This window comes from Collinsella aerofaciens (assembly GCF_002736145.1).
Taxonomy (GTDB): domain Bacteria; phylum Actinomycetota; class Coriobacteriia; order Coriobacteriales; family Coriobacteriaceae; genus Collinsella; species Collinsella aerofaciens_A.
This window is the reverse complement of sequence record NZ_CP024160.1, coordinates 809,762-823,279: the sequence shown is the minus strand read 5'-3', so window position 1 is coordinate 823,279 and position 13,518 is coordinate 809,762. Positions and strand designations below refer to the sequence as shown.

General features: G+C 62.4%; 11 protein-coding genes and 2 tRNA genes. 5 read left to right on the top strand and 8 right to left on the bottom strand.

Annotated features, from left to right (window positions below):
• Positions 1-123: 123 nt before the first annotated feature.
• From CSV91_RS03690 to CSV91_RS03680, 3 genes are all read left to right on the top strand, one after another.
• Positions 124-969, top strand: coding sequence for an ABC transporter permease (locus CSV91_RS03690; RefSeq protein WP_022094778.1), 846 nt, complete (start codon positions 124-126; stop codon positions 967-969).
• Between the two features lie 11 nt (positions 970-980).
• On the top strand, positions 981-1,748 hold the full coding sequence (locus CSV91_RS03685) for an ABC transporter ATP-binding protein (RefSeq protein WP_006236046.1): 768 nt from the start codon (positions 981-983) through the stop codon (positions 1,746-1,748).
• Between the two features lie 54 nt (positions 1,749-1,802).
• Positions 1,803-1,879, top strand: a tRNA-Arg gene (locus CSV91_RS03680).
• Between the two features lie 104 nt (positions 1,880-1,983).
• On the opposite strand, the gene aroQ is transcribed toward CSV91_RS03680, so the two are convergent.
• The 8 genes from aroQ to aroF form a co-directional block, all read right to left on the bottom strand.
• Positions 1,984-2,421 carry a type II 3-dehydroquinate dehydratase gene (gene aroQ / locus CSV91_RS03675; protein WP_099431841.1) on the bottom strand — a complete coding sequence of 146 codons (438 nt, stop codon included), beginning with the start codon at positions 2,419-2,421 and terminating at the stop codon, positions 1,984-1,986.
• A 64-nt stretch (positions 2,422-2,485) separates the two neighbouring features.
• On the bottom strand, positions 2,486-3,736 hold the full coding sequence (locus tag CSV91_RS03670) for a shikimate kinase (protein ID WP_172622441.1): 1,251 nt from the start codon (positions 3,734-3,736) through the stop codon (positions 2,486-2,488).
• Entirely contained in the window at positions 3,737-4,882 is a 1,146-nt protein-coding gene (gene pheA, locus CSV91_RS03665) for a prephenate dehydratase (protein ID WP_099431840.1), read from the bottom strand.
• A gap of 43 nt (positions 4,883-4,925) precedes the next feature.
• Positions 4,926-6,023, bottom strand: coding sequence for a chorismate synthase (aroC, locus tag CSV91_RS03660; protein WP_099431839.1), 1,098 nt, complete (start codon positions 6,021-6,023; stop codon positions 4,926-4,928).
• Position 6,024: 1 nt separating this feature from the next.
• Positions 6,025-7,344, bottom strand: a complete 1,320-nt coding sequence (gene aroA, locus CSV91_RS03655) for a 3-phosphoshikimate 1-carboxyvinyltransferase (protein ID WP_099431838.1) — start codon at positions 7,342-7,344, stop codon at positions 6,025-6,027.
• Positions 7,338-8,444 (bottom strand): 3-dehydroquinate synthase, encoded by a 1,107-nt coding sequence (gene aroB / locus CSV91_RS03650; RefSeq protein WP_099431837.1) that lies wholly within the window; start codon positions 8,442-8,444, stop codon positions 7,338-7,340. The genes aroA and aroB overlap by 7 nt, the downstream gene beginning before the upstream one ends.
• 37 nt (positions 8,445-8,481) lie before the next feature.
• Positions 8,482-9,396 carry a prephenate dehydrogenase gene (locus CSV91_RS03645; RefSeq protein WP_099431836.1) on the bottom strand — a complete coding sequence of 305 codons (915 nt, stop codon included), beginning with the start codon at positions 9,394-9,396 and terminating at the stop codon, positions 8,482-8,484.
• Between the two features lie 3 nt (positions 9,397-9,399).
• Complete coding sequence (gene aroF / locus CSV91_RS03640) at positions 9,400-10,422, bottom strand: 3-deoxy-7-phosphoheptulonate synthase (protein WP_035138595.1); 1,023 nt, start codon at positions 10,420-10,422, stop codon at positions 9,400-9,402.
• Positions 10,423-10,626: 204 nt separating this feature from the next.
• On the opposite strand from aroF, the gene CSV91_RS03635 reads away from it, so the two are divergent.
• Together CSV91_RS03635 and CSV91_RS03630 are read left to right on the top strand one after the other, a co-directional pair.
• Positions 10,627-10,703: transfer RNA gene (locus CSV91_RS03635), tRNA-Arg, on the top strand.
• Between the two features lie 76 nt (positions 10,704-10,779).
• The gene (locus CSV91_RS03630) at positions 10,780-13,503 is read left to right on the top strand and encodes an HAD-IC family P-type ATPase (RefSeq protein WP_099431835.1); all 2,724 of its coding nucleotides are present in this window, start codon (positions 10,780-10,782) and stop codon (positions 13,501-13,503) included.
• Positions 13,504-13,518 lie beyond the last annotated feature (15 nt).

Genomic DNA, 13,518 nt, shown 5'->3' with positions numbered 1-13,518 from the left:
CCGTTTGGGCCTGGCATCCTAAGATGTGGGTTAGTTCTCCAGTTTTGTTGCGCGAATCGTTTGCATGGCCGTCGGGTCTATACTGTTCGTTTGTCAACGATTACGAGTAAAGGAGTTGCATCCGTGTCGGATCAGACAAAGCAACAAGAAACTCGCAGTCTGCCTGCGACGTTTGCTAAGAACGAATTTGAGAAGGACGCGTTTATCCTTCGTCAGCTGGTTACCAAGGATTTTAAGATCAAGTATCGCCGTAGCGTTCTGGGCGTCGCATGGTCGGTGCTCAACCCGCTGCTGATGATGATCGTCATGGCCATTGTGTTCTCGACGATTTTTGGCCAGGGCCGCAATGGCTCAATGACGCCCGAGATGTACCCGCTGTACTTGATCGTGGGTAACATCACCTTTGCCGTCATGTCTGAGTCTACTAACCAGGCCCTGACGTCGATCGTGGGCGCTGCCCCTCTGCTCAAGAAGGTTAAGGTGCACCGCTGGGTTTTCCCGGTGCAGAAGGTGCTCTTCTCGCTGGTCAACTTTGCCTTCTCGCTGGTCGCCGTCGCCATCGTCATGCTGTGGTTCCGCGTTATGCCTTCTTGGCACCTGATTCTGTTGCCGGTTTGCCTGCTGCTGCTTATGTGCTTCTGCATGGGCCTGGGCATGATGCTCTCTGCCCTTACGGTCTTCTTCCGCGACGTTATGCATCTGTGGAGCGTCGTCATTACGGCGTGGACTTACATTACGCCCATCTTCTGGACGACTGACTATATTGCGCAAATGCCGCATCTCGTGCGTATCTTGATGTATGCGAACCCCATGTTCAACTACCTGCAGTTTATGCGCGATATCTTCCTGTTCCAGACTACGCCCTCGCTTATGACGTTTGGTATGTGCGTCGCTTGGGCGGTTCTTGCGCTTATTATTGGCTATACCGTGTTCCATAAGTCCGAGCGCAAATTTATCCTCTACATCTAAGGAGTGCTGTGATGACTGAATCTGTTGTTGATTACAGCGAGCAGCCTCTGGCTGTCGAGGTCGACGACGTCACCATGATCTTTAACATGGCGTCCGAGTCGCTGACCAACCTCAAGGAGTACTTCATTAAGCTTGCCAAGCACGAGCTGTTCTTTGAGGAGTTTAGGGCGCTTAAGCACATCTCGTTTGATATTCATCGCGGCGAGGTTGTGGGTCTGGTCGGCACCAATGGCTCCGGCAAGTCTACGATGCTCAAGATTATCGCTGGCGTTCTTGAGCCTAGCGAGGGCAGCGTTAAGGTGCACGGTAACATCGCGCCGCTGATTGAGCTTGGCGCCGGCTTTGACCCCGAGCTGACCGCCCGCGAGAACATCTATCTGAACGGCGCCCTGCTCGGCTATACCAAGGAGTTCATCGACGCCAACTTTGACGGCATTATCGAGTTCGCTGAGCTGCAGAACTTTGTCGATATGCCGCTTAAGAACTTCTCTTCGGGCATGGTGGCGCGTATCGCCTTTGCAATCGCGACGATTACCGAGCCCGATATTCTGATCGTTGACGAGACGCTGTCCGTCGGTGATGTGTTCTTCCAGCAAAAGTGTGAGGCCCGCATCCAGCACTTTATCCAGAGCGGCGACGTGACGGTTCTGTTCGTTTCGCACTCTATGGAGCAGGTTGAGCGCATCTGCCAGCGTGCCGTTTGGATTGAGAAGGGTGACCTTCGCATGGACGGCCCGGTCGATGAGGTCTGCAAGGCGTACCGCGAGCAGTTCAACTAGGTTATAATTACTTGCGCCTGACAGGCTTGTGCTTGCTTGGGCGTGCGGTTATTTGCTCCATTAGCTCAGTTGGATAGAGCAGGGGACTTCTAATCCCAAGGTCGACGGTTCGAATCCGCCATGGAGCACCATCGTTTATTAAGCCCAGACCGCTTGGTGGTCTGGGCTTTTTTCATCTTGTGTGTTGCTGGAGCCGAGCGCGAGCAAGCCGCTGCTGTTTGTTGGGGTTGGCATTTTACTTTTCGAGATGCTCTTTCAGCAGCTCCAACGCGTGGGCGTAGCCCTTCAGGCCCTCTCCGGTGATGGTGGCGAAGCAGGCCAGACGGGCGTAGCTCACCTGGCGGAAGTCTTCGCGGGTCTCGACTGCGCTAATGTGGACCTCCACAGCCGGGATGGCGACGGCTTTGAGCGCGTCCAGGATGGCCACGCTTGTGTGCGTGTAGGCGGCCGGGTTGATGACGATGCCGTCGACCTTTCCGTAAGCCTCCTGGATCTTGTCGACGATGCTGCCCTCGTGGTTAGACTGGAAGACCTCGACCTCGTCGAAGCCCTGTGCGGCACCCGCTTCCTGGCAGATCTGCACTAAGCGATCGTAGTTGTCGCTGCCGTAGATGCCTGGCTCGCGAATGCCGAGCATGTTGAGGTTGGGGCCGTTAATGACGAGTGCTTTCATGGTTGCTTCCTTTGCAGTTGAAAAACCACCACAAAGGTGCCTGCCCCCTTTGTGGTGGTTTTGGTTAGAGAGCGGGTGGGAGGGTGTCGAGGAGGGCATGGGCGGTGTTGGCGGCGCAGTCGCGTGAGTCGATGATGTAGTCGGCCCAGGCGCGGTAGCGCGGCATACGCTGCTCGGCCAGCTTGTCGATGCCGTCGCGCGCGGTGATGGGGCGGCCCTTGTGGGCGAGCTCGTCGAGCTTGCGGTTGAGCATCACGATTTGGCTGTTTTGGTGCAGCAGAGGGTAGTTCTCGTCGCGCGTAACCACGCCGCCGCCGGTGGAGAGCACCAAGCCGCTGCGCTTGGAGATGTCGGCCAGCGCTGCCGTCTCCTGCTCGCGGAAGGCCGCCTCGCCGCACTTGATGATAAAGTCGGCGCAGGGCATGCCCAGGCGCTCCTCGAGGGCGCGATCGAGGTCGATGTGCTCGCGGCCCGTGAGCTGAGCGATCTGCTCGCCCACGCGGGTCTTGCCCGAGCCCGGCATGCCGATCAGGGCGATGTTCTGCTCATGGCGCGACAGGCGCTCCGTTACGTCCAGGATCCTCTCGCGCGGGGTGGCTTTGCCGGTATAGCGCTCGACAGCTTGTGCCGCCTGGGCAACAAGCATAAGCAGGCCGCCGATGCAGGGGATGCCGCGGCGCTCGGCCTCGAGCATCAGGCCCGTGCGGGCGGGGTTGTAGACAATGTCGATGACGCCCTCGAGCGCATCGAGGCCTTCGAGCGTGCAAGGCGCGTCGGGGCAATGGGGGAACATGCCGGCGGGCGTGCAGTTGACGAGTAGGGAGGCGTCGGACTGCTGCGCGATATTGTCGTAGTTGACCTCGCTCGTGCGACCCACGGGTACGACGATGGCGCCCATGTCTCCCAGCACCATACTTGCCGTGGTGCCGGCGCCGCCGGTGGCACCGAGCACGAGGACCTTCTTACCGGCAACCTTTACGCCCAGCTCTTCGACCAGGCATTGGAAGCCAAAGTAGTCAGTGTTGTCGCCGCGCAGACGGCCATCGGGCAGACGCGTGATCGTGTTGACGTTGCCCATGCGCTCGGCCAGCGGACTCAGCTCGTCCAGGTATTCCATGACGGCGCGCTTGTAGGGGATGGTCACGTTGGTGCCCTCCCATTCGTCGCCGGTCATAAAGGCCTGGAGGTCCTCGGGCTCGCGCTCAAAGCGCACGTACTCGAGCCCCGCGAGCTCTTTGTAGATGGTCGGGGTGTAGCTGTGGCCCAGCACGCGGCCCAGCACGCCGTAGGGACGGGTTGCAGCGGAATCGATCATCTAGAGTACCTCCGTGTAGCTGCCAAAGTAGGTGAAGTTCTCGCACACGTCGTCGATGGAATCGAGCAGGTCGTCGAGGGCCTTGCTGCCAAAGGGGCAGTCCAGGTCAAAGTAGAACATAAACTCAAAGTCGTGCCCGGGGATGGGACGGCTCTCGAGCTTGATGAGGTTGATGTTGAACGCATAGAAGCGCTCGAGCACGCGGTAGAGGGCGCCCGGCTCGTTGGCCGTGGTGATCATGAGCGAGGTGCGGTTGGCGCCGGGGTAGACGCGCGGCTCGCGGCTGATGACGACAAAGCGCGTGTAGTTGTTGTCCGAGTCCTGGATGTTGGGCTCCAGCACCTCCAGGCCGTAGAGCGCCGCACAGCTGCGCGAGGCGATGGCGGCGACATCGGTGCGCTCGGAGCTGGCGACCATCTCGGCCGACATGGCCGTGTTGGGGTACTTGGTGGCGTGCAGGCCGTGGGCCTCGATATAGCCGGCGCACTGGGCAATGGCTTGGCCATGGCTGTAGACCTCGCGTATGTCCGCGAGCTTGGTGCCGGGCTTGACGAGCAGGTTGTGGTCGATCTTAAGGCGCAGCGAACGCACGATGTGGAAGTCGAACTGGGCGAGCAAGTCGTAGACGGCGTTGACCGAGCCGGCGGTGGAGTTTTCGATGGGCAGCACGCCAAACTCGCAGAAGCCGTCGCGCACGGCGCGCATGACGCCCTCGAAGGTCTCGAAGAACGCGATGTCGGGTACGTCGAAGAGCTTGCACGCGGCTATCTGGCTGTAGGCGCCTTCCACGCCCTGGCAGGCGACGGTGGCCGTTTGGGGGAAGGGCGTGTCAAAGGCTGCGGCCGTGGCGTGGGCCTTTTGCGACACTGTGATGCCCATGAGCTCGTTGATGTAGCGCTGCTGCTCGGCCTTGCTCATGCTCATGAGAAGACGGAACAGGGTGATGGTCTGCGCCTCGTAGCGCTCGGGCGCGCGGCCGGCAAGGTTGTTGAGCTTGGAGCGCTCGCGGGCGGGGTCGAAGACGGCCTTGCCCATCTCGATTTTTGACTTGGCGACCTCGGTGGCAATATCCATGCGCTCGACAAAGCTATTGAGGAGCGTGGTATCGATGCCGTCGATGGCCTGACGAATATCGGCAAGGTCCATGGAGACCCCTTTCACGAGTCGGGGGATGTTGAGGGGTGGGTAGTTAGCGCTGGCCGGCGTCCTCGAGGAGGGCGTCCCAGATGGCGAGTGCCGCGGCTGCTTCGGCTACGGGGACGGCTCGTGGGACGATGCAGGGGTCGTGGCGGCCGTGGACCGAGAGCTCGGCATTTTCCATGGTGTCCATGTCTACGGTCTGCTGTTCGCGGCCGATGGAAGGTGTCGGCTTTACGGCCATGCGCCACATGACAGGCGCGCCGGTTGAGATGCCGCCCAAGATACCGCCGGCGTTATTGGACTCGACTTCAATTTTGCCGTTCTCGGCATCGATGCGATACGGGTCGTTGTTCTCGCTGCCGCGCATGGCGGCCACAGCAAAGCCCATGCCAAACTCCACGCCCTTTACGGCGGGAATACCAAAGGCGATTCGCGCGATGCGGTTCTCGATACCGTCGAACATGGGGTCGCCGATGCCCGCGGGCAGGCCGTAGATGCCGCACTCCACGATGCCGCCAATGCTGTCGAGCTCGTCGCGCGCGGCCAGGATCTCCTCGCGCATGCGAACGGCAGCAGCGGCGTCAATGCAGGGCAGATCGTTGGTAAGGATCGCCTTACGGTCGGCCTCGCGATAGACCATGTCGTCCATGGGCAGGTCGGAGATGCCGCCGATCTGCGCGACGTGCGCCATGACCTGAATGCCGCGGGCCTCAAGTGCCTGCAGCGCAATGCCGCCGGCGATGCACAAGGGTGCCGTTAGGCGGCCGGAGAAGTGCCCACCGCCCGCGACGTCGTGCATGTTGTGGTACTTCAAACGCGCAGGGAAGTCCGCATGTCCGGGACGGGGCTTGCGGCGCAGCTCGGAGTAATCATTGGAGCGTGTGTTGGTGTTCTCGATAATTGCGGCAATGGGCGCGCCGGTGGTATGTCCATCGACAACACCAGCGATGATGTGCGCGGCGTCGGCCTCGCGACGTTTGGTCGCGGTCTCGTCGCGACCGGGGGCGCGACGGTCGAGGAAGGCCTGCAGCTTCTCCTGGTCCACGGCGATGCCCGCCGGGATGCCATCGAGCGAGCAGCCGATAGCGGGAGAGTGCGACTGGCCGAAGATGCTTAAGTGCAAGACGTTGCCAAAGGTCGAGGACATGCTATTCCTCCTCGAGCGTGACCTTGCCGCCCAGTAGGCGGTAGTGGTCGAAGAAATCGGGATAGGACTTGTTGACGGCCTCGGCGCCGTGGATCACGACCTCGCCGGTGGCGCGGCTCGCGGCGATGGCGGCCATCATGGCGATGCGGTGGTCGTTGTGCGAATCGACCTCGCCGCCGGTGAAGGCATCGACGCCCTTGATGATGAGGTCGTCACCGGCAATGCGCACCTGCGCTCCCAGCGCGGTGAGCTCGCGGGTGGTGGTGACCAGACGGTCAGATTCCTTGATGCGCAGGCGTGCGCAGTCACGGATGAACGTGCGGCCCTGAGCCAGCGATGCCACGGCCGAGATGACGGGCACCAGGTCTGGAATGTCGTGGGCACTCATCTCAAAGCCAGCGAGCTTGTCGGACTGCACGGTGGCGGCGTTGGTGGAGCGCACGATGCGGGCGCCAAAGCGCGAAAGCGCGGCAAGCACGTTGCGGTCGCCCTGTGCGGAGCTCAGGGACACACCCTCGACGGTGATGGGGTCGGTGCCGATAGCGCCGGCACACAGCCAAAAGGCAGCGTTGGACCAGTCACCTTCGACGGCCACGCTGCCGGGCGTGCGATACGAGCCACTGCTCACGCGGAAGTTCGTGACCTCGGGCTGGCCGTCCCGGGCGGGAATACGCTCGACGTTGACCTCGACGCCAAAGGCCTTCATGGCCTGGATCGTCAGGTTGATGTAGGGGCGGCTCTCAATGAGGCCGGTCACCTGCACGCAGGAGGGCTGGGCCAGCAGCGGGGCTGCCAGCAGCAGGCCCGAGATGTACTGCGAGCTCACGTTGCCCGGCAGCACAAAGGTGCCCGGGCGCATGCGTCCGCTCGTCTTGAGCGGAAAACCGCCCAGACCCTGTAGGTCGCAGCCGGCGGCGATGATCTCGTCCGAGAGCGGGGACAGCGGACGGGCGCCCAAGCGTCCCTGACCCACAAACGTGGCCTCTGCGCCCAGCGCGCAGGCGACGGGCAACATAAAGCGGAGCGTGGAGCCGCTTTCGCCGCAGTCGAGCGTGCCGCCGGCAAGGGCCTTGAGCAGGCCAAACTCAACACTCTTCATGGTGGGGTGGACCTGAAAGCCGTCCTCGACGGTCTCGATGCGGGCGCCGAGCGCCGTGAGACAACGCACCGTGGCCTCGATATCGGCGCAGGTAGTGTTGCAGGTAACGTGCGTCTCGCCGTTGGCAAGCGCGGCGCAGATGATCAGGCGATGCGCCATCGACTTGGACGCGATGGCGGGAACGGTGCCCTTAAGTGGGGACGGGGTGATGCGGGCTAGCATGCGGATGCGTCTCCCTTCTGGCCGAGGCCTTCGGCAATGAGTTCGTGGAAAGTGGAAAGCGGCGTGCGGTCGATGCTGCAGCGGCCAATGCCGTGCGGAATCACCAGGTCGATGGTGTCGCCCGCGCGCTTCTTGTCGTGGAGCGCCTCGGCAAAGACGGCATCGACATCGAGGTCGCAGCGGGTCTTGAGACCGTGACGTGCACAGAGCTCTTCGATGCGCCCCGGCAGTGCAGCATCGCAGACGCCGTGCAGGGCCGCGGCGCGCGTGATGATGCCCATGCCGATCGACACGCAGTTGCCGTGTCCGAGCTCAAAGTGCTCGCAGGCCTCGACGGCGTGTCCGGCGCTGTGTCCAAAGTTGAGGAGCTTGCGCTGGTTGGTCTCGCGCTCGTCGGCGACGACCACGGCGCGCTTGATGTCGATGTTGCGGGCGATGATGAGCGCTACGCGGGCCACATCGCGGTTGAGCAGCTCCAGCGTGAGCGGGGTCTTCTCCAGCTCGGCGAAAAGCTCCGGGTCGGCGATCACGGCGTGCTTGACGACCTCGCCGCAGCCGTCGGCGAACTGCTCGGGCGTGAGGGTGGCCAGGCACCCCACGTCGGCGATAACCACGCTCGGCTGCCAAAAGGCGCCGGCCAAGTTCTTGCCTGCAGCCAGGTCGATGGCGGTCTTGCCGCCCACCGACGAATCCACCATGGCGAGCAGGCTCGTCGGAATCTGCACAAACTTGCAGCCGCGCATGTAGGTGGCGGCCACAAAGCCCGCCACGTCGCCCACGACGCCGCCGCCGAGTGCCACGATCACGTCGGAGCGCGAAAGCTCGTGCTCGGCCACAAACTCCAAAATGGCAACATAGGTTTCGGCGCGCTTATGGGCCTCGCCTGCTTCGAAGGTGCAGACGCTCACCTCGTAGCCTGACGCCTCCAGGCTCTGCTTAACGGGCATCTGGTAGAGCGGGCCCACGTTGGTGTCCGTCACGATGACGGCCTTGGTGCCGCCAGCAGTGGCGCGCACGAGCGGTCCCGCCTGCTCCAGCAAAAACGTGCCAACATGCACCTGGTAGGGGCGTGCAGTGTCGATATCGATGGTAATCGCCATAAGCTTCGGTCCTTTCGACCTGGCGTGATAGGTTGGTCTAGTGGGAGGCCTCGTCGTCGAGTGCGCGCTTAATGCGGTCACCTTCGGCAAGGAGATTCTCCAGATAGCGCTGGTCGCGGTCTTTGAGCGCACGGCTGTAGGCGCCAAGCGACTCGATCAGATGATCGATCTCGAAGGCGAGCGCGTCGGCGTCGTCGATCATGAGCTCGGACCACATTTGCGGGTTGAGGTGCGCCACGCGGGTGAGATCGCGGTAGCTACCGGCCGAAAAGCCGTGGTGGACCTGGGCAGTGGGGCTTTTGACGTAGGCGTTGGATACCACGTGCGCAAGCTGGCTCGTGAAGGCGATGACGCGGTCGTGCTCGGCGGCGCTGGTCACGCTGAACTTGCCAAAGCCCAAGGGGCGCACCATCTCGCGCACCTGGCCCAAAAGCTCGAGCTTGAGCGCATCGTCCACCGCGGGCGGCACGAGCACGAGTGGCGCGCCCTGGAACATGTCGGCGCGGGAGTGCGCATAGCCCGAGTACTGCGTGCCCGCCATGGGGTGCGCGCCTACAAAGTAAAAGCCGTGCTCGCGGGCAAGCTCAAAGGCGCGCTCGCACACGATGCCCTTGACGCCCACCGTGTCGATCACAACGGGGCCCATGATGGCCTCGGTGTCCGTGGCGTCGGCGAGTGCCTGAGCATGCGCCTCGAGCCACTCGATGCAGGCCTCGGGGTAGCAAGCCAGGACGATGATGTCGCATTCGCCGAGTGTCTTGTCGTTGAGCTCTCCGGCGACAGTGCCCATGCTGGCGGCCGTCATGACATCGTCATCGGGGTCCCAGGCCAGCACGCGGACGCCCGCCTGCGCATAGCCGCGGGCAAAGCTGCCGCCGATGAGGCCAAGGCCGACGATGCCGGCGCACTTAGGGCCGCCTTGGTTAACGCGCGCGTTTCTCACCGTACCCATGGGCTACTCCATGGTCTCTTGGCAGACAACCTCGCGGATGGCTCGGATGCGGCGCATGGTGTCGTCGAACTGATCGGGGGTGAGGGCCTGGGCGCCGTCGGACCAGGCGCGGCTCGGCTCGTCGTGGACCTCGATCTCCAGGCCGTTGGCACCGCAGGCGGTCGCGGCGAGCGCCATGGGCTCAACGTAGCGGGTGTAGCCGGTGGCGTGGCTGGGGTCGGCGACGACGGGCAGGTGCGACAGGTGGTGCAGCACCGGCACGGCGTTGAGGTCGAATGTGTTGCGGGTGCGGGTCTCGAAGGTGCGGATGCCGCGCTCACACAGGATGACGTTGTCGTTACCCTCGCTCATGATGTACTCGGCTGCCATAAGCAGCTCGTCGATCGTGCCGGACATGCCGCGCTTGAGCAGAATCGGTGTCTGGGTCTTGCCGACCTCCTTGAGCAGGGGGAAGTTCTGGGCGTTGCGGGCGCCGATCTGCATGACGTCAATCTTCTTGTCCAGGAAGACCTGCACGTCGCGCGGGTCCATGATCTCGGTGACGATCGGCATGTCGAGCTCGGCAGACGCCTCGCACAGCAGGTCGAGGCCGGCGGGGCCCATACCCTGATAGGCGTAGGGGGAGGTGCGGGGCTTGTAGGCACCGCCGCGCAGCATCGTGGCACCGGCGGCCTTCACGCGGCGTGCGATGCGGATGAGGTTCTCGCCCTCGACGGAGCACGGGCCGGCGATGACCTGGAACTGATCGCCGCCGATCTTGACGCCGTGGCCGCAGTCGATGACGGAGTCCTCGGGGTGGAACTTGCGGTTGGCGCGCTTGAACGGCTCGGAGACGCGCTGCACGCGCTCGACGACATCCATGGACTCGAGCAGGAACGGGTCGATCTTGGTCGTATCGCCCACCAGGCCGATGATGGTCTCATTCTCGCCGCGCGATACGTCGGTCTTCAGGCCCTTTTTCTCAATCCAGCTGACGATATGGCCGACGGCCTCGTCGCTGGCGCTCTGCTTTAAAATAGCAATCATGGTGTGCCTCTCACCTCGATGGATAACCCTTGCAAAAACGGCCCGCATCGCGAGCCGTGTATATATGGTGCATGAGAGTTTATACTATCTGACTCGCTTTTGCCTTCTAAAGTGGGCCGTTGCGTTGCGTCTTCCTCGGAATTGCAAAGCTTTTTCTTTTATTTTGATAGCCCGTGGTGCACTTGGGTATAATGCCAAACGTTGGCCCTATTAGCTCAGGGGATTAGAGCGTCTGCCTCCGGAGCAGAAGGCCGTTGGTTCGAATCCAACATGGGGCACCATCGAACGTAAGACCGTCCGAACCTCGCATGGTCCGGGCGGTTTTTCTTATACCGACGCGACGTGATGGGACGTGGTATGGCAGCAACGGATATCGAGCGCGGACTCTCGACCGCCGAGGTCGAGGAGCGCATCGCCGCCGGTAAAATCAACCGCAACATGGAGCTTAAGACCAAGTCGGTCAAAGAGCTCATCATCGAGAACCTCTGCACGCTGTTCAATTTGATCAACGTGATCTTGGCGTTCCTGGTCATTTTGACCGGTTCGTTTAAGAATCTGACGTTCCTGTTCGTGGTGTTCCTCAATACCGCCATCGGCGTCATCCAGTCCATGCGTTCCAAGAAGATGGTCGATAAGCTCACGCTGCTGACCTCCAAGAAGGCCATCGCGGTGCGCGACGGCGCCGAGGTGGAGCTCGACCTGGACCAGATCGTGCTCGACGACATCATCCGCCTGGGGCGCGGCGACCAGATTCCCGCTGATGCCGTGGTGGTTTCGGGCGAGGCGCTCGTGAACGAGAGCTTGCTGACGGGCGAGAGCGACCTTATTAAGAAACAGCCCGGTTCCGAGCTCATGAGCGGCAGCTTTATCGACTCGGGCCTGCTGCGCGCTCGCGTGATCCATGTCGGCGCCGACAACTACGTGGCCAAAATTAATAACGAGGCCAAGTACGTCAAAAAGGTCAATTCCGAGATCATGAACGCGCTTAACGCCATCGTGCGCTTTGCGAGCATCATCATGATCCCGCTCGGTTTGGCGTTGTTTGCCTCGAGTGTGAGCGAGCTGTGGGATGCCGCGGGAACCCCGGGCGATAGTGCGCTTTCATGGTGCTTCTCCGAGCTGTTGGCTGGTCATGTGCCTTCGTCGGCGCTGCTGTCCACGGTGGGCGCCCTGCTGGGCATGATCCCGCAAGGCCTGGTGCTGCTGACCTCGTCGGTGCTCGCCATCGCCACGGTGCGCCTGGCCCGCCGCAAGGTGCTGGCGCAGCAGCTCTACTGCATCGAGACGCTCGCTCGCGTCGATGTACTGTGCCTGGACAAGACGGGCACCATCACATCGGGCCGCATGGAGGTCGAGGGCACGTATCCGCTGCCGGTTGAGGGCGTGAGCCTAGGCGCCGGCTCGGACGAGGCGGCTGTTCCCGTCGATTCCACGGTGCTCGATTTTGCGCTGGCTAACGTCGCGCGTGCGACTTCGGCCGATGCCAACGAGACCTGCCAGGCGCTGCTCAACTATTACGCCGATCGACAGGTCGAGGTGTCTGAGCCGCTGTCGGTCATTCCGTTCTCGTCCTCCAAAAAGTGGAGCGGCGCGTCGTTTGCGCAGGGCTCCTATGTGATGGGTGCGGCGCAGTTTGTGCTCTCTGATCGTGCGTTTGCCCAGGTCGAGAACCGTGTCGCCGAGCTTGCCGATACCTGCCGCGTGCTCGTGGTGGCGCGCGTGGACGGCTTTACGCCCGATGGCGATATGGCGGGCGAGGCCGAGCCCGTGGGCTTTGTGACCATCCGCGACGAGATTCGTACCTCGGCGGCCGAGACCATCGGCTACTTTAACGAGCAGGGCGTGACCCTCAACGTGATCAGTGGCGACGACCCGCGTACGGTGTCGTCAATCGCTCGCGTGGTGGGCGTGCCGGGGGCGGACGCTTATGTGGACGCCACGACGCTCGATACGCCGGCCAAGCTCGATGCCGCAGTGGACCGCTACCATGTCTTTGGTCGTGTGACCCCGCAGCAGAAGCGCGAGCTCGTGCAGGCGCTCAAGCGCCGCGAGCACACCGTGGCCATGACGGGCGACGGCGTCAACGACGTGCTGGCGCTCAAGGAGGCCGACTGCTCCGTGGCCATGGCGGCCGGCTCCGATGCCGCGCGTAACGTGGCCGAAATTGTGCTGGTCGACAACGACTTTGCCTCGATGCCTGCTGTGGTTGCCGAGGGCCGTCGCTCCATCAACAACCTGCAGCGTTCGGCCTCGCTGTTCCTGACCAAGACGCTGTTCTCGATGGGCCTGGCGGCGCTGTGCATCGCGTTGCCGCCGTACCCTTTCGAGCCGATTCAGATGACGCTCATTAACTTCTTCTGTATCGGCGCGCCGGGCTTTGTGTTGGGCCTGGAGCCCAACAATGCTCGCGTGAAGGGGTCGTTCCTGACGAACGTGCTCAAGCGGGCACTGCCGGCGTCGATTGCGGTCATTTTGGCCGCGGCGCTCGATATCTTTGTGGCGCGCGTGTTTGGCTTTAGCCAGCTCACGCTGTCTACGATGTGCCTGCTTACGTCGTGCGCGGCGAGCGTCAGCCTGATCTGGCGCATCTCGCAGCCTCTTACGCCCCTACGTGTGGTGCTCTTTGTGTTTGTAGTCGCCGGCATCCTGACGGGCGTTATCGGATTCCCGAAGTTGCTGTCTATTGCCAACCTGACGATGGGCCAGATGGTTATCTTGGCTGTCATCGTGGCCTTTACCTGCTCGGTGTTCTTTAAGCTCGCCACGATGATGGATTCGGTTAAGCCGCGTCGTCGTCATGCCGCAACTGGTTTTGGCCGCGGTGTGCGCGTCCGCTTGGGTCGCGGTGGCGGTAAGGTGAGCTCGACGGGTTCGACGGCCGAGCGTTTTGCCAAGCGCGTCGCCGCCGACATGGCACAGCGCCGCGAAGCTCGCACCGTTCGCGAGGCCGAGGTCCGCGCACTCGAGGGCGTGGCCCAGGCCCAGCCCAAGAAAAAGAAGGGTAGCGGAGCCAAGCGCTCTCGCGTAACCAAGTCCGCCCAAGGCATCAAAGTCTCGATGCCGAGCAAAAAGAAGAAGTAACTACGCGCCCTGGCG